The organism is Bacillus licheniformis DSM 13 = ATCC 14580 (assembly GCF_000011645.1).
GTDB lineage: Bacteria > Bacillota > Bacilli > Bacillales > Bacillaceae > Bacillus > Bacillus licheniformis.
Genome location: NC_006270.3, coordinates 287,383 through 304,610, shown reverse-complemented (window position 1 = coordinate 304,610; position 17,228 = coordinate 287,383). Strand labels below are relative to the sequence as shown.

Genomic DNA, 17,228 nt, shown 5'->3' with positions numbered 1-17,228 from the left:
TATGTCCTTTGCTGCTATTTCCGGACAGCAGGAAATTCTCCATTCGGCTGGATGAAGCGCAAACCTGTTACCTGTCCGGAATCGCCGGCTTCAAATCGGACGCTGAATCCCGGCAGATTTTTTATTTGAAATGTCAACTCACGGTAAGGTTCAAGTTCGTAATCAGGCTGACCGGGCAATGAAACCCAGAGCGTCCGGTTGTTTCTGAGAGACACAACGACATCTGTTCCGTCTCCCAATGCATACTTCCCTGTTAAAGAAGCAAGAAATTCAGGGTCGTACAATTGCTGATCCGGCTTCCTGACAAATTCGATTTCTCTAGCGCCTTCCGCCATTTCAAACGGTATGGAAAGGCGGCTGATATGTCCGTGTATATCGGTGTCGAATGATGCGAGCATCGCCATCTCCGTGAGCGGCATTTTCATCTCGAATATATTGTAATGATAATGCTTCAAAGGCATCACAAACGAATTGAAGAGCGCCTGTAACACGCCGTCTTTAAGCTCTATTTTGATTTCGCCGTAGCCGGGATGCTCATATACACCTGTGTAGTCCTTCAGGGCATGAGAAGGATTCGTTCCTTCAATTTTGGTAAGATCCGCGGTTCGATCCACTCCTAAAGCGGCTTTCATTATTTTTTCCGCTTCGCCTTTCAGCCGGCCGCTCCAATCGATCTCTTCCAATCCAAGCAAGCGGTCAAAAATGTTGTACGCCAGAACATTTGGAAGAAAGCTGCCGTTCATATTTGTCAAAATGACAATGCCGATCTTTTCATAAGGCATGAAAGCGACAAGCGATGAAAAGCCGTCGATATTTCCGCCATGATGAATCATATGGCGACCGCGGTACGGTTCCACAAACCAGCCGAGTCCATAGCTGCAGACCGGAAGCTCCTTCGCTTTAATAATGGAGTCGCAGGAAATGCAAGGCGTATGCAGTTCATGAAGGCTTCCATCTGATAAAACCCCGTTGAATTTCTCGCTGCCAAGCTGAAGAAGCAGCCAATTTGCCATATCCACGGCATTGGAATTAATCGACCCAGCCGGCCCGATCGCATCGATATTACGAAAAGGTATTTTTTCAACCGTTCCGTTGTTCTCTTGATATGGAAAGGCAAAATCGGAAAGCTTTTGCATATCTTCGACCGAAAAGCTGCTGGATGTCATATGCAAAGGTTTGAAAAGCCGCTCATGAACAAGATCCTCCCATGTCGTCCCCGCTATTCTTCCAGCAAGATAACCAGCCGTCATATACATCAGGTTCTGATACTGCCACTTTGATCGAAAATCCTGATTCGGCTCAAGGTAGCGGATCCGTCTGAAAAGCTCCTCCCTTGAAAAGGAGGAATTGTACCACATCATTTCGTGTCTTGGGAGACCAGAACGATGGCACGCAAGATCACGGGGAGTCATCCGTTCAGTTGCTACCGGATCGTGCATCTTAAACTCAGGGAGATATTCCCTTACCGGCTTATCCCACTCCATTTTCCCTTCATCAGCCAATACCGCCATCGCCGCCGTTGTAAATGCCTTGGAGGCGGAACCGATCGCAAATACCGTTTCCGGGTTGACCTTTAATTTCCGTTCTTTATCCCTGAATCCAAACCCTTCCGCCATGATGATCTCGTCTTCCTTAATGACTGCAACCGCGGCTCCAGGAACGTTCCACTCTTTCATTTTTTCTTCGGCGAATGCCCGAAAGCCTTTTAATGCCTTTAATGACTGTTTCATCTTACTCTCCTCACTTGATTTAAGAGTCTTATGACGGTTCATGGTGTCCGTATTTCATACGTTTGTTCGCCCAAATGGTTTCATTTAGAAAAAATTTGTATATTTATTCACGAATTCCAAAAGATAGGTATAAGGCTTAAAATGTCTAAAAAACAAGGAGGTACTGTTCAATGTTTGGTTTTATTTGGTCATTGATCATTGGCGGAATTTTGGGCTGGCTGGCCGGCCTCATTATCAGACGTGATGTACCCGGAGGAATCATTGGAAATATTATTGCGGGATTTATCGGTTCATGGCTCGGCTCGATGATTTTGGGGCGCTGGGGTCCGGTGGTCGGCGGGTTTAATATCATACCGGCCTTGATCGGGGCGATCATTTTGATCTTCATCGTCAGCCTCGTCATGAGAAGCATGGGCGGTCGAAATCGCAATGCTCAATAAGCAGACGGTTTGCGACGGTTTCTTTAGAAGCCGTCGTTTTTTATTTCATTATGCTGCCGTCTTTTATATAATTAATTAGAAACACGAAATATTTTCAAGGGGAGGCTGCACATTGGAAAAAGTGGCAGAAAAAAGACCAAAGCGCTGTGAGGTGCCGGAGGAACTGACTTGGAATCTTACTGATTTATTTTCTTCTTATGAAACTTGGGAAGACGCACTTGTGAAAATTGAGGAAGATCTCGCATCCATCGGCTCATTTAAAGGAAGGCTGCATGAAGGAGCCGGCGTATTGCTGGATTGTTTATCGCTGCGGGAGATACTGCTGAAGCGCCTAGTCCGGGCCGCCGCCTATACTCACCTCAGAAAGTCCGAAGATTTGACAAACCCCGTCAACCAAGCTGATGCTTCAAGGATGGCCGCGCTGCAAGCAAAAATAAACGCCGGGCTTTCATTTATCCAATCGGAAATTCTTGAATTCCCCGAAAATCAAGTGGAGACGTACATAAAAAACGAGAAAGGACTGGAGCCTTTCAGCAAAATGCTGACGGAGATAATGGAACTCAAGCCGTATAAACTTGCTCCCGAAACAGAGGAAGCGCTAGCCGTTTTAGGCGAAATACATGATGCCCCGTACAAAATTTTCGGGATGGCGAAGCTTGCGGATATGCAATTTTCCCCGATTCAGGACCGAAACGGCAATACACTCGCCAATTCGTTCGCGTTATATGAAGGAAAATACATGTTCTCTCCTGATACGCATATTCGCAGAACCGCATTCGACTCCTTTACCAATACCCTGCAAACATACAAAAACACCATCGCCGCCATCTATGAAACAGAGGTCAAAAAACAGGTCAGCATGTCAAGGCTGCGCGGATATGAATCCGTCACCCATATGCTTCTTCAGCCGCAAAGCGTCACGCTCGAAATGTACCGCAACCAGCTTGATGTGATTAAAAACGAACTTGCACCTCATATGCGCAAGTATGCCGCCTTGAAAAAACGCGTATTAGACCTCGACGAAATGCGCTTCTGCGATTTGCAGGCTCCGCTCGATCACGACTTCAGTCCAAAGACGACTTACGAACAGGCCGGCCGGATGATCTTGGACGCTTTACAAGTGATGGGGCCGGAGTACACGGAAGTCATGGAAACCGCCTTGACTGAGCGGTGGGTTGATCTCGCTGACAATATCGGCAAATCAACGGGCGCGTTTTGTTCAAGTCCGTACGGAGCGCATCCTTTCATTTTGATGACATGGACGGATACGATGCGGGATGCCTTTACCCTTGCCCATGAACTCGGTCATGCCGGCCATTTTTACTTTGCCAACCGAGAGCAGCGCATCATGAATGTCAGACCGTCTCTATATTTCATTGAAGCGCCTTCTACAATGAACGAAATGCTTCTCGCTCAGCATTTGTTTTCCAAAACAAATGATCCGAAAATGAAGCGCTGGGTCATCAACCAGCTGATGGGCACGTATTACCACAATTTCGTCACCCATCTGCTTGAGGGGGAATATCAGCGGAGAGTCTATGAGCTCGCCGAACAGGGGCACGCACTTACCGCTTCCGTACTGTCTGAGCAAACTAGCGCCGTGCTCTCCGAATTCTGGGGCAGCGGAGTTAAGGTTGATGAAGGAGCAAGCTTAACATGGATGCGTCAGCCACACTATTACATGGGGTTATACCCTTACACCTATTCTGCCGGGCTGACAGCATCGACGATCGTCTCGCAACAGATCAAAGAAGAAGGCCGCCCTGCCGTAGACAGATGGCTGAACGTTTTAAAAGCAGGCGGTACCATGAAGCCGCTGGACTTGTTGAAACACGCCGGTGTCGACATGTCGACAGACCAGCCGATCCGCCGGGCTGTGACGTATGTCGGAACATTGGTTGACGAGCTTGAAAAACTGTACGATAAAAAAGAAGACCGGCCTGATTAACGGGCGGTCCTCTCTTATACGGTTACAGACTGCCGAGCATTGGATTTCCTTTCATTCCGATCCATAAGTCTGATTGCTCTAATAAATGGGCGGTGCGCAGCAGCCAATGTTCCTTTCCTTTCGGAGCCGTCACTTGAACACCCAGCGGCAAACCTTCATTTGTCAGATGGACCGGGACGCTCATTGCAGGCTGTCCGGTTAAGTTGGCAAGCTGTGTGAATGGTGTATATGTCAAGCTTTTCAAAAACATTTGATAAATCAGCGACTGCTGCTCGATTTTTTCCAGCTCACTTACTTTCAGGAGCGCTTCGGCTTCTTTTTCGGTATGGGTGAGCTCGCCGACCTTTGGAGCGGGGTAAGCCGTTGCCGGGGTCACATACAGATCATAGGTCTCATGAAACGCCGCCATTTGTGCAGCTGCTCGATCCCAGGAAGCAAGGCTTGCTGTAAATTCGGCTGCCGACACTTTTTTGCCTGCTTCATTCAGCACCCATGTGACAATTTCAACGTCCTGAACAGTGATCGCTCTTCCAAGCGTTTTTTCCATTCCAAGAATCATCGCGGAAATTTCACCGCTGTTCATTAAGTAGTAGTTCTCCATTAACCGGATTCCGTCAACGCCGTTCGTCTGCTCTTCGACATGGTGTCCCTGCGCTTCCAGCCATCGAACGGTGCGGCGGACGGCTTGTTTGGCTTCATCGCTGACAGGCGTTCCGACGGGTGATTCTACAGAGAATGCGATTTTCAAAGGGCGCTCCAGCCCTTTTTTCATATCCTCTTCATACTGACCTGGAAATAAAGGCGTTTGAAAAGCGGCTTCAGGCTGAATGGTTTGCAGAATATCCAGGAGCGCCGCGCTGTCCCTGACCGTACGGGACAGCACAAAATCGATCGATGCCCCCTGCCACTGCCGTCCGGCGCCCGGTCCTACAGGCGTTCTGCCCCGGGTCGGTTTCAGACCGAATAGTCCGGTAAAGGAAGCCGGTATCCGGATGGAGCCTCCCCCGTCGCTTGCCCCTGCAAGTGGAACGATTCCGGCCGCCACCGCAGCCGCAGAACCGCCGCTTGAACCCCCGGGTGAATAATCAGTGTTCCAAGGATTTCGCGACGGCCCATACAATTCAGGCTCAGAAATATTTTTTAATCCGTATTCGGGTGTATTCGTCTGTCCGAGAAATAAAAAACCGGCGCCGCGCAATTTCGCGACGAAATTCGAATCGCGCTTTGGTTTATAAGATGAAAGCAGCTTGGCGCCGGCTGTGAGAGGCTCCCCTTTCAACGCTTGGGAAATGTCCTTTAAAAGAATCGGCACCCCGGCAAACGGCTGGTGTCTGATGTCAAGCTGTTTGGATTCAATTTTGACCTGCTCTTTTCTTGTCCGAATGACTGCATTCAGTTCTGGATTGACTTCTTCAAGACGGGAAAAAGCAGCGTCGATTAATTCGTTGACCGTTACTTCCCCATGTTTGATAAGCTTAGATAAAGCAACCGCGTCATGCTTTACATAGTCAGATATATTCATATCAGTACCTCACTTTACTGTTCGCTTGTGCTTACTATTGTGCATGAGCCTTTTGGGGATTTCAACGATTTCTGTTTAGATCAAAAGGAGATGAGTGAAATGAACATTCGGAGATTGCATCCAGAACATGAGCCGCCGCTTGATTTGCTGTTGACGGCAGACCCTTCCGAAAAACTGGTTAACGATTACCTCGAACGGGGACAGTGCTATACAGCCGAAATCGACCGCCGGATTGCCGGTGTCTATGTGCTGCTGCCGACGAGGCCTGAAACGGCAGAGCTCGTCAATATCGCCGTCAAAGAAGATCTGCAGGGAAAAGGAATCGGCAGACAATTGGTTATGCATGCGATTGAAACAGCGAAAGCTCAAGGATTTAAGACGATTGAAATCGGAACCGGGAATTCAAGCATCGGTCAGCTGGCGCTCTATCAAAAATGCGGATTTAGAATCACCGGCATCGACCGGAACTTTTTCCTGAGACATTACGAGAAGCCGATATACGAAAACGGCATGCGCTGCATCGATATGATCCGCTTATCGCTCGACCTGTAAACGACTGTTAGTTTTGGGATTTTGTCATCTTTTCAGCGTGAAACGCAATCCTTGCAGTCTAGAACAGCCAATGTTTGTAATTCCTAGGCACCGGCGCGCAGGCCTGACAACGAATGCGAGGGTTTGTCGACACGCTGAAGCCGCCGGGCTCCCCGGCGGCTTCTCGTCAATATTCATCAAAACAGGACTTGATCGTTTTCGGATCATCCGTTTAGGCCAGCGCCTTTAAAAGGTTGAATTCTTCCTTTATTTTTTTCAGCAGCTCTTCATTGATGAGCACATCATATGCGGTGAATGCCATAGATTTTGCGCCGAGCATCAAGCCTTCGAACCCCCGGCTGCTCATGGCCGCTTCACGAAACTCGGGTGTGTGGCACGCATACGGCTCATCGCAAATTTGCACATAAGGATGAATGGAAGGCGCGATCTGGCTGACATTCCCCATATCAACCGAACCTCCTCCGTCCGCTTTTTCATGAATCGAATCCGGATCGACGCCCAACTCGATCATGTTTTGTGTAAAAGCGTCTGACAGCGTTTCATTTGTTTTCAAATCATCGTAAGACAGCTCATAAAAAGAGCTCTCAAGCCGGGCTCCGGTCGCAAGTGCGGCCGCTTTTGCACAATTTTTCACTTTATCGAGCAGTTCATTGACATAAGCGCGTTCCGTTCCTCTGACGTAAAACTGGGCAACCGCGTAATCCGGCACAACATTCGCCGCTTTCCCTCCCTCCGGAATAATCCCGTGAATCCGGGCATCAGGGAGAATGTGCTGTCTGAGCGCATTAATGCCGTTGAATGTCTGAATGACGGCATCGAGCGCATTGATTCCTTCGTGAGGTGCTCCCGCCGCATGCGAAGCCTTTCCGAAGAATTCGAATTGGATCGCATCCATCGCCAGCGATGTCCCGCTTTTTTCATGCCTGCAATACGGATGAACCATCATAGCGGCGTCCAAGTGATCAAAAACCCCTTGTTCGGCCATGGTTACTTTTCCGCCTTTCGTCTCCTCCGCAGGAGTTCCGTAAACATACACTTTTCCTCCGCACGATGCAATCACTTTGCTGACGCCGATTGCGGCGCCGACCGCCATCGTGCCGATCAAATTGTGCCCGCAGGCATGGCCAAGGTCAGGCAATGCATCATATTCAGCCATAAATCCAATGGAAGGACCGGGACGGCCGCTGTCAAACTCGGCCGTAAACGCCGTCGCAAGGCCGCATGTGCCTAATTCCACCTGAAAACCGTGTTTTTTCAGCTCCTCGGACAGAATCTTTGAAGCTTTGAATTCTTCGTGCCCCAGTTCAGGATGATTGCCTATATACTGGCTGATATGCAGCAGCTCTTCACGAATATTTTCGATCTCTTTCTCAATTTGTTTTTTCATAACGGTTCTCCCTTCTCGATTACCGAAAGTTTTTTCCAGGGTTGACAAAGTAAAGCTCATATCCTCAAAATGTTTAAATATATAATTATCTGAATATTAATACATTATAAAGGAGACGAACGGAATGAGCAATGGCACCCCACAGAAAACAAAACTGCACTTCCCACATACTTATGCTTTGATTTTTTTCATTATCATTTTAGCTGCACTGGCTTCATACTTCATTCCATCAGGAGAATTTAAGCGGGTTGAAGAAGACGGCCAAACGGTTATCGTACAAGGGAGCTACAAGCAGACTGACGCAGGTCCGGTCGGTTTTTTCGAGATGTTTAAAGCCATACCGGAGGGCATGATTCAATCGGCGGATATTATTTTTTATATCTTTTTAATAGGCGGAGCTTTTGGCATCATCCATCAGACCGGTATGATTCGCGCCGGTGTCCATGTGCTCGTGCAGCGCTTGAAGAAACGCGGCTTCCTCCTGATCCCCGTCACCATGTTCGTCTTTTCCATCGGAGGCGCAACGATCGGTTTGTCTGAAGAGACGATTATTTTTATTCCGATCGGAATCGCTGTTGCGAGAGCGCTTGGCTATGATTCAATGACAGGGCTGGCGATGATTTCTCTAGGCGCGGCTGCAGGGTTCACCGGCGGCATGTTGAATCCGTTCACAGTCGGAATTGCACAGACAATTGCGGAAGTCCCGGTGTTTAGCGCCTTCGGTTATAGACTGGCCGTTTATGCCGCCATGCTCGGTTTCTCCATTTTTTATGTCATGCGTTATGCTCAACAAGTCAAAGCGCACCCGAATACCGGTTTGATGTATGGAAGCGAAACAGAGATAAATGAAGAGACAGCCGCAGGACACGCTGATCTTTCCTTCACCGGAAGACACGGCCTCGTCCTGCTGATTACAGCATTGGGCTTCGGCATCAATATGTTCGGTGTTTTTCAATGGGGATGGTTTTTAAGCGAGCTGTCGGCCGGCTTTCTCATCATCGGCTTTGCCGCCGGTCTTGCGGGAGGACGCGGCATCAACAACACCTTCCATTCGTTTGTCGACGGCATGAAACAGGTTGTATACGGAGCGCTGATCGTCGGCTTCGCCCGTGCCATCGTCATCGTATTGGAAAACGGACATATTATCGATACGATCATCAACAGCCTTGCTTCAGCAATCAGCTCGCTTCCGAATGAAATCAGCGCCATCGGCATGTTCGCCGTACAAATCGCGATTAACACGTTTATTCCATCCGGAAGCGGACAGGCAGCCACAACGATGCCGCTTATGGCGCCTCTGGCCGATTTATTGGGATTCGAACGTCAGATTGCCGTATTCGCTTATCAATACGGAGATGGGATCACCAACTCAATCATCCCGACCTCCGGCGTATTGCTGGCTTCACTGTCAATCGCAGGCGTCCCTTATGAACGCTGGGTCAAGTTTGTCTGGAAGCTGATCGCAGGCTGGATTATCATCGGCGCCGCTGCGATTGTTATCGCTATGATAATTGGTATTAAGTAAACATCCGGTCCACAATATGCAGCCGGTGCCCCCGGCTGCATTCCCCCATATATGCCTCCATCTCTCTGACTATAGAAAAGCCTTACACCATCAAAACCGCCGTTTCTAAGACAATTGATCTACTAAATTTTAAGCTCAGGTTAAGGAAACCCGAAAACGGGACTTTTTATTCACTATGGCCCAAATTTGAAATTCACCAACATAAGGGCGTCTCCTAAACAAAATACTTATATTTTTAACCTGATCTGACCAGGATCTAAAGTAAAAAATGGATAAACCTCAATTAAATGCACCGAAGTGCATGTCATTAGTTTTAGTCTCTTCTTACTATCCAAAGTTTGAAAACATGCCTAATCCTGCAAATCATTGACCAAAATTAGTATTTAACACCTATTTATTAATGATTCTTCAAACCTTAAAATGAGTGATGTTGTTTCTGTTTTTTTAAAGAAACTAAGGAAAAAGGAAGAATTATAATCAAATTTTCACTGTTAGATAAATGAAATGACCGGGACTTGAGTAAGATTTGTCCCGATGAAGGGCCTTTATGCCCTGGCCGCCTCATTCTTTTCATTTACATAACATTGAAAAAAATAATAAAAAAGGAGACAGACCATGCGAAGTAAAAAGTTTTTTCTGATGATGCTTTTGATGATTGTAGCAGTCGTGTCAACAGCCTGCGGAGGCAGCAAAAGCGCGAGCGGAGAGAAAGAAGATACGAAAAAAGCAGATAATGCAGAAGTTAAAATCCTAAGCTCCGAATATACGCTTCCTGATGATTCATCAACAAACCTGCACGAAAATGAACTTATACTAAAGATCAATGTTTCCGTGAAAAATACAGGGAAAGAACCATTAATGGTTGATAAAAGCCAATTCAGCCTTTACGAAGGCGACTCAAAAATGTCGGACGTCAGCGTATATGATGAAAGAAACAAAAGGCTTCGCTCTTCGACGCTGAATTCTGACAAAGAAGTCGACGGAAATATCTATTACATCGTTGAAAAAGGCAAAAAGTTTCAGCTTGAATACACACCTGACATGTACGGTGAAAATAAAGCCGATCCTGTCAAATTCGAGATCGACGGCGGCAGCGACGAATTACTGAAAACGGCCAAAAAACTTGAAGATCCGGCAAAAGCTTTGCTAGCTTACACAGACGTAACGATTTTCGGCAAAGACAATAATAACTTTGATAAACTGGTCGACGAAAACAAACGTGAAGTCGTTACCGATTACCTTGAAGGCGCTCAAAAATCTATCGTTCGCTCTTTAGGATATTATGATGAAGAAGATGTGGATAAAAAGAAATTGAATAAACTGATCAGCGCCATCCAAAACGCCTATCAAGAAAAATCTCAAGTCAAAGCAGTTACAAAATCAATTTCAGGCGATGAAGCAACTGTTGAGGCAACCGTTACGCCAATCGATAATACAGATGTCCAAAAGAAAGTGAAGAAAAGACTGGAAGACTATGTGAAAGACAGCGGCAAAGACTTCATGTCCAGAGATGAATTGATCAATCCTGCGATTGACATCATGAGTGAAGAAATCAAAAAAGCAGAGGCGACTTCAAGTGAGAAAACCGTTGAAGTCAAACTTGAAAAATCAAAAAATGACAAATGGAAAATTGATGCTGATAATTACAAGACCGAACAATACTTCTCAAGCTTCCTTAAAAGCAACAACTAAAAAAAGCACCCTAGAGGTGCTTTTTTTCAATTACAATAAAACAAGTGCTGTCCGGCAGCGGCACACGCCGGCCGAGCCGGTCTGTCAGCTCGATTTTAGGGTAAAGGTGTTCTTCATATCCTTCCTGCACATAGTGTTCGAACACCAGAATGTTCGCACGTTCCCCTAATTCTTTCTCGATACAGCGGCGGAATTCAGACGGCGTAAAATAGCCGAACTGCTCCTGCACTTCATGCGGATAGGCTTCTTCTCCCCATGTATATGTATAGAGGAATTCCATTGCATCATTCACAAACAGTACAGCCGCGTCCTTCTCAGCCTCAAGCATTTGCACCTTTCTCCCTTTAAAATCATGGACATACCGCTTCAAGAAATCCATTCCATCCGGGTCTTTAAACCGTATCCGCCGCGTTTCCTCTTTGTTTTCGGTCATGATTCCGTCCCTGATGATGATTCTGCCTCCCGGCTTCAGAATGTCAAAGGAGCTTTTTAACGCTTGGGCAATGACGAGATGATTAAATTTTTTCCCTTCATACGGAATGTATGAAAACAATTCGTGCAATATCGATGAGAATACGATGGTGTCGACGCTTTCCTGCTCAAAGTACTCAGGCAGGTCCAATGCATCAGCCTGTTTCACATGCCAGGGCTTATGTTCGCGCACTTTTCTTTTTTGGAGCTCCTCAATGACATTGACGGAAAGGTCGATTCCGATGACCTCTGCTTCTGGATGCTGGTCTGTCAGCAAATCAAGCATCACGCCGCCTCCGGCTCCGATGTCGAGCATTCTTTCTCCAACGGCATAATCGGCAATCTTCTTTTTATAATCTTCAGCACCGTTCATATCAGACAGATAAGCCGCTTCATTTTGCAGCCGGTCAAACGAATCCTTGCGAAACTCAAAAAAATCATAAAGCAGCACGATCGCCCGTTCATATAAAGGCGATTTCTCCGCTTCCTGGCAAAATTCAATCAGCTTCAGTCCTGCCTGCGAAAATGAAAACGTGACGCCGACAATCTCAGAAGCCTGATCAAACGGCTGAACAGCAAGCGAAACGTGTTCATTTACAGGCACCTCGCCGTAAAGCAAATCGCTGATCGACATCTCTTTTAAGCACGCTTCGATAATTCGTTTTTTATAAACATTTATATGCCTCACACCCTGGTAATCACGGTACATGTCCTTCATCAGCGGCTCAAAGCTGATGTGCTTGACTGATAAAGGGTTGACAGAACGAAGCACGAGCAGAAAGATTTTGACAAACTCTTCAAAACTGAATGATGACAAGGCGGATTCCACATACCATAAATCAATCCGCTGAAAGAAGCGTCTCAGCGTATCTTCCGCCGAATGCTCCCTCAAAAACCGCTCGTACCGGCTGCTGTCTTCACCGGAATCGAGCGCTTGTCCCCGCAGTTTTCTGATCCTTTCCGCAAACGGCCAGTCTTTATTTCTTTCTCCTGTGCAGATTTGGCCGATTACCCGGTTCACGTCTCGTTCTATCGAATCCCAAAGCGCCGGCGATACCGCTTCAATGATACATTTGTTCAGCACGTATAGAACCCGCCTGATATCGATGTGCTGAAGTTCAGATGTTTCAATCCAATCGATAAGAGGAGTGAATTGGCGATACCTTGTTTCCCCGCGGATATACTGTCCGACGAGTCCATGCGTCACAATCAAAATATGGATGAGTTCTTCAATATCCTGCCGTTCCGGCATGTACGCCTGTCTTCGATCAGCATAAATCTGCGCCGACCCGATATTATGGATCGCAAGCTGAAAACCTTTTTCACGCCATTCCTTTCTTTTATGAGGCTGGCCGCACTTAGCCGCTTCACTCCATATGAGAACCTCTTCAATGATTTCTTTTTCCAGCTCAGGAATGTCAGCTTTCTCCAAAATAGAGAGCGTCTGTTCAACATAAAGAAAAACGGGATTCTGAGGCATGTTCTCTAGCGAAGAAATCCGCTCCAGGTTGATATTTTGCTCTTCAGTTAAAACGAGATACTTCAGCCATTCGGCATCCCGCAAAACATGATAATCCCCGTTTTTTACTTTTTCAATGGCTTCTAACGATTGTAAACGCCTCATACGTTCTTCCCTCTTTTTTCTATTTCGATATGATTTATCATAAGGTAAATGGTTTCATATAGAAATAGGATAATAGGCTTATAATCGCTATAATGTTTGACCGCAGTCAGCCGTTAAGATTTGGCCTGTAACTGTTTCTTGTTCGAGCAGCGCACAAATGAGCAAGGCGATATCTTCCGGTTCCGCTATCCGCTCAAGCGGGAGCTTTTGGCTGAGCCGCTTCATTTTCTCTTCATTCCCCTCCCACCATCTCGTTGATACCGCGCCCGGTGCCACACAGCTGACTCTAATATCAGGAGCAAGCGCATGCGCCAATGATTTCGTCAGACCGTGGACCGCCGCTTTTGATACGGCATAGGGTAACGAAGAGCCTGAACCGGTAAGCCCGGCGATGCTGCCGACATTTACGATGGCGCCTTGTTTATTTCGCTTCATAAAAGGTGCCGCCGCTCTCGCACAATTAAACATCCCTTTGACATTTACCGCATACAGTTCATCCCAGACTTCTTCAGAAGCCCCTTCCAAGTCATCAAGCTCGATATGCCTGGTGATGCTTGCATTGTTGACGAGCAGATCGACGGTACCGAACTCGCCCACCGCCCGATCAAACATGTCTTGAACTTCACTGATCTTAGAAACATCGGCTTTCACCGCGAGCGCGCGGCCGCCTTGACTTTCAATCATTCCAACCGTCTCTTCAGCCTCCGCTTTGGAACGCGAATAGTTGACAACAACCGCTGCCCCTCGGTTTGCCAAAGAGAGCGATACCGCTCTGCCGATCCCTGTGCCGCCTCCTGTGACAAGGGCTGTTTTATTTTTCATTTCCATTTTTCAACGCTCCCTTTCAACTGATGCAAGCTGTGCTGTTCCATTCCCAAACGACCAGTTCTCTTTCACGTTTTCGGCTGCAATGATCATGACGTCCTCTTGGCGGATGCCGGCGTTTTTTTGCAAACGCTCTGCAATGCGTTGGTACAGAGCCAGCTTTTTTTCGATCGGTCTCTCTTTCATTGTGATGTGAATATAAATCAAATCCTTCGTCCGTTTGATGTTCATATAGCTAGGATCGAAAAAGAACTCTTCCTCATCGTGCTGGGTGATGACCTGAAAATAATCGTCTTCCGGAACATCGATCGCCTCCGTCATCGCCTGGTGAACTGATCTGCTGATCCGGCGAAGCTCTTCCTTTGATCTTCCTTTTAAAAGATCCATCCTGACAAATGGCATATATTCATTCCTCCTTTGTATTGTTTAATAGTGTATAACGGTTATATCATTTTGTATAATTGAATCATTTGAAGGTTTCATTCAATTTTATTGAACTTGAGGTGATGGGATGGATTTCAAAACGTTAAAGACGTTTCATAAAATCGTGGCTTGCGGAAGCTTTAACCGCGCGGCTGAAGAACTGAATTATGCGCAGTCCACGGTCACAATGCAAATCAAAAAGCTCGAGGAAGACCTCGGCATTCGTTTGCTCGAGAGGGGGAAAACATTCCGTCTGACTGAAGCCGGCAGGCTTTTTTTTGAAGAAAGCAGACATATTGTCAAGGATATAGATCACCTTCAACATCATATGGCCGACTTATTGCTTGGCGAAGGGGGAAATATCCGCCTTGGAGCGGTCGAACCGATCGCGAGCTGTGAATTGCCCCAGATTTTGGGGAGATTTTTAGCGGATTATCCGAAGATCCGGGTTTCCGTTGATATCGCCAACTCGTCGGCATTGGGGGAACGGCTGGTTCAAGGAAGCCTGGATCTTGCCGTCTGTTCGACTCCGGCAATGGGAACAGATCTTTATTTTGAACCGCTTTATGCTGAAGAACTCGTAGTGCTGCTCCCTGAGGGACACCCCGCCGGAAACAATGAACGCATTCATCTGAAAGATATTAGGGAGCACCGCCTGCTGATTACGGCCAACAATTGCACCTACCGGAAGAAAGTCGAAATCGCGTTTCAAGAGCTGCCGGGGAGCCAAATGAACACGATGGAGATCGGAAGCATGACAGCTTTGAAAAACTATGTTGCCGCAGGACTCGGCGTTGCCCTGATTCCGAAAAGCATCGTTTCCCCTCCTCCTCCCGGAACGATTGTCCGGTTTATCGACGATGACCCGATCAGCGTAACCTTCGGCATCCTTTGCAAAACCGCGGCGTTTCCGCTGAAACAGGCTGATGCAAAGCTGTACCAATATTTGAAACAGGAACTTGGAGAACCGTAAAAAACCTTCCCGGCCGATGCCGGAAGGTTTTTGATTATGAGAATGACGAGATATGGAAATGATGATCTGGTCTCAGAGGGGGATGGTCACTTGTACCTGTCCGCCTCCTGCTTCGCTGTTTTTAATCGCCAAATCGCCTTGATGAAGCTTAACAACACGAAGTGCAAAGGTAAGTCCCATCCCGTAATGACCATTCGATGTCCGGGCTTTATCTTCCATATAGAAAAGCTCGGCAGCTTTCTGCAGGCCGTCTTGAGAAAACCCTTTTCCGCTGTCAGTGATTGTGAAAATCAATTGATCAGCCGTACACACAGCTTCAAAATCGATTCTCCCGCCTTCTGGTGTGTGATCTGCGGCGTTCGTCATGATGTTCATCAACGCTCGGTGAAGCAGCTGTTTGTCAAACACTGCTTTTTTTCCTTCAAGGTTCTGCTCCTTCAACACAATGTCAATCGATTTGTTCCCTATATATGCTTCAGTCTCATGGAGAACACTTTCGACTAGCGTTTTCACAGCGCCTTCTCTGTACTCGGTATGTAATGCTTCCTCAGTTTTTGAGAGATGGATTAATTGGTCAATGTACTGTTCGATTTTTTGCCCCGCGTCAAGGATGTATCTGATATATTCCGACTGCTCTTGATTTTGCGGAGATAAGCTCAGCAACTCCGCATTTCCTTTGATGATGGTCACTGGAATTTTAATATCATGAGCCAATGCGCCGATCTGTTCTTTTTTCGTTTTCTCTAAATGCCACTGCGCCCGTAGGGAGGCTTGGAGGGCATTCCTCATGTCCATCAGGGAACTGATTACATGATCAAATTCCTTAATATTCGAGAACTCCGGAGTAAAATTTAAATTCTGTTTTTTAATTTGCTCGGCAATGGTGTTTAAAGTTTGAAAATGTTCTTTTAATCTGTTTGCAAATCGGGTTGTCACCGTAAAAACGACCGTAATTAAAAGAAGAACGATGATGCATATGCTTGTCAGCTCATAGTTCGGGAGAAACCGTCTCAGCAGTGGAGACCGAAACTCAGCGCGCAAAGGATACTCCAATACACAATACTCGTCTTTGCGTTCGATAATCATATAGCCTTTTTGACTAAAGCTGACATAAGGCCTGCTCTCTATCTTTTTCCGTACAATCGAAAGATTCGTCTCTTTCATGTTTCCCGCTGTCTTTTGTTTCGACTTTTTGTCCAGTATGGCGTACAGCATTGTATCCGGTATCATGTCTTCCGTTATCTGTTCAGCCGATTGAAGCCTGGGCTTAAGCTTTTCAGCTTCGATTTCATTGTAGTTGGCAGGATAAAACAGCCCTGCATTCATTCCTATCATATTGACCAAAACATATAAAGCCGTGATCGCGATCAGGCTGAAGCTCAAAGTGAGCATATATTTGATCAGTTCTCTGCGCAGTGTCTTTTTTTTGCGGATTATTCCCATCTGTATCCTACGCCCCATACCGTTTTGATCGGATCTCTATTGTGTTCTTTGCATTTTTTCCGAATCGTGCGGATAAATTCGGTTATCGTCGAATATAAAGCATTGCCTTCCAGCCCGTATACATGATCATAAATTTCTTCTCTTGTAAAGGTTCGTCCTTTATGCTGAGCCAATAGCTCACATATTTTAAATTCATTTTTTGTTAAATTCAGCTTTTGATCATGAATAAATACTTCTTTGCTGTCAAAGTGAAATAAAAAACCGGAAATCACCCGTTTAGTCTCGTATTTCTCTCTTCTTTCCCTTCTCAGGTGTGCATTTACTCTTGCACTGAGCTCAAGAACGCCGAAGGGTTTTGAAATATAGTCGTCTCCCCCAGTCAGGAGGCCTTTAACGATGGCCTCTTCCTCCGTCTTAGCGGTGAGAAACAGGATCGGACAATCTACCAGCGGCCGGATTTTCTCGCATAATTCAAACCCGTCCATCCCCGGCATCATCACATCAAGCAAAATTAAATCATACCCTGAAAACACGTCGAGAGATTCGGTGTTAACTTGACTTAGCGTATGAACTTGATGCTGATCGCGGCGCAAAATATTTTGTATGAGTACAAGAATATCTTTCTCATCATCTACTGCCAAAATTTTCGCCACTTGCTGACCACCCTTTTTTC

At 46.6% G+C, this 17,228-nt stretch carries 14 protein-coding genes; 6 read left to right on the top strand and 8 right to left on the bottom strand.

Annotated elements, in window-relative coordinates:
* Positions 1 to 14: 14 nt before the first annotated feature.
* Positions 15 to 1,730, bottom strand: coding sequence for a serine hydrolase (locus TRNA_RS23130; RefSeq protein ID WP_011197519.1), 1,716 nt, complete (start codon positions 1,728 to 1,730; stop codon positions 15 to 17).
* 170 nt (positions 1,731 to 1,900) lie between these two features.
* On the opposite strand from TRNA_RS23130, the gene TRNA_RS23125 reads away from it, so the two are divergent.
* Together TRNA_RS23125 and pepF are read left to right on the top strand one after the other, a co-directional pair.
* Positions 1,901 to 2,170 (top strand): GlsB/YeaQ/YmgE family stress response membrane protein, encoded by a 270-nt coding sequence (locus TRNA_RS23125; RefSeq protein ID WP_003178661.1) that lies wholly within the window; start codon positions 1,901 to 1,903, stop codon positions 2,168 to 2,170.
* 112 nt (positions 2,171 to 2,282) lie between these two features.
* Positions 2,283 to 4,118, top strand: a complete 1,836-nt coding sequence (gene pepF, locus TRNA_RS23120; protein WP_011197518.1) for an oligoendopeptidase F — start codon at positions 2,283 to 2,285, stop codon at positions 4,116 to 4,118.
* A 22-nt stretch (positions 4,119 to 4,140) separates the two neighbouring features.
* On the opposite strand, the gene TRNA_RS23115 is transcribed toward pepF, so the two are convergent.
* Entirely contained in the window at positions 4,141 to 5,640 is a 1,500-nt protein-coding gene (locus TRNA_RS23115) for an amidase (protein WP_003178655.1), read from the bottom strand.
* Between the two features lie 99 nt (positions 5,641 to 5,739).
* Here TRNA_RS23115 and TRNA_RS23110 point away from each other — a divergent pair, with 99 nt between their 5' ends.
* Complete coding sequence (locus TRNA_RS23110) at positions 5,740 to 6,192, top strand: GNAT family N-acetyltransferase (RefSeq protein ID WP_009330265.1); 453 nt, start codon at positions 5,740 to 5,742, stop codon at positions 6,190 to 6,192.
* Between the two features lie 211 nt (positions 6,193 to 6,403).
* Here the strand turns inward: TRNA_RS23110 and TRNA_RS23105 are convergent, their stop codons facing one another.
* Positions 6,404 to 7,579 carry a M20 family metallopeptidase gene (locus tag TRNA_RS23105; RefSeq protein WP_003178649.1) on the bottom strand — a complete coding sequence of 392 codons (1,176 nt, stop codon included), beginning with the start codon at positions 7,577 to 7,579 and terminating at the stop codon, positions 6,404 to 6,406.
* A 124-nt stretch (positions 7,580 to 7,703) separates the two neighbouring features.
* Between TRNA_RS23105 and TRNA_RS23100 the strand changes: the two genes are divergently transcribed.
* Together TRNA_RS23100 and TRNA_RS23095 are read left to right on the top strand one after the other, a co-directional pair.
* Positions 7,704 to 9,104, top strand: coding sequence for a YfcC family protein (locus TRNA_RS23100; RefSeq protein WP_011197517.1), 1,401 nt, complete (start codon positions 7,704 to 7,706; stop codon positions 9,102 to 9,104).
* Positions 9,105 to 9,719: 615 nt separating this feature from the next.
* On the top strand, positions 9,720 to 10,796 hold the full coding sequence (locus tag TRNA_RS23095) for a DUF4352 domain-containing protein (protein ID WP_003178644.1): 1,077 nt from the start codon (positions 9,720 to 9,722) through the stop codon (positions 10,794 to 10,796).
* Between the two features lie 10 nt (positions 10,797 to 10,806).
* Here TRNA_RS23095 and TRNA_RS23090 read toward each other — a convergent pair whose 3' ends face one another.
* From TRNA_RS23090 to TRNA_RS23080, 3 genes are all read right to left on the bottom strand, one after another.
* Positions 10,807 to 12,891, bottom strand: coding sequence for a class I SAM-dependent methyltransferase (locus TRNA_RS23090; protein ID WP_003178642.1), 2,085 nt, complete (start codon positions 12,889 to 12,891; stop codon positions 10,807 to 10,809).
* 87 nt (positions 12,892 to 12,978) lie between these two features.
* Entirely contained in the window at positions 12,979 to 13,719 is a 741-nt protein-coding gene (locus tag TRNA_RS23085) for an SDR family NAD(P)-dependent oxidoreductase (protein ID WP_003178641.1), read from the bottom strand.
* A 3-nt stretch (positions 13,720 to 13,722) separates the two neighbouring features.
* Positions 13,723 to 14,118 (bottom strand): tautomerase family protein, encoded by a 396-nt coding sequence (locus TRNA_RS23080; RefSeq protein ID WP_009330268.1) that lies wholly within the window; start codon positions 14,116 to 14,118, stop codon positions 13,723 to 13,725.
* A 109-nt stretch (positions 14,119 to 14,227) separates the two neighbouring features.
* Between TRNA_RS23080 and TRNA_RS23075 the strand changes: the two genes are divergently transcribed.
* Positions 14,228 to 15,112: a LysR family transcriptional regulator gene (locus TRNA_RS23075; RefSeq protein ID WP_003178636.1), complete on the top strand. Its 885-nt coding sequence runs from the start codon at positions 14,228 to 14,230 to the stop codon at positions 15,110 to 15,112.
* Positions 15,113 to 15,184: 72 nt separating this feature from the next.
* On the opposite strand, the gene TRNA_RS23070 is transcribed toward TRNA_RS23075, so the two are convergent.
* Together TRNA_RS23070 and TRNA_RS23065 are read right to left on the bottom strand one after the other, a co-directional pair.
* Entirely contained in the window at positions 15,185 to 16,555 is a 1,371-nt protein-coding gene (locus TRNA_RS23070; protein WP_003178633.1) for a sensor histidine kinase, read from the bottom strand.
* On the bottom strand, positions 16,546 to 17,208 hold the full coding sequence (locus tag TRNA_RS23065; RefSeq protein WP_003178632.1) for a response regulator transcription factor: 663 nt from the start codon (positions 17,206 to 17,208) through the stop codon (positions 16,546 to 16,548). The genes TRNA_RS23070 and TRNA_RS23065 overlap by 10 nt, the downstream gene beginning before the upstream one ends.
* Between the last annotated feature and the right edge of the window lie 20 nt (positions 17,209 to 17,228).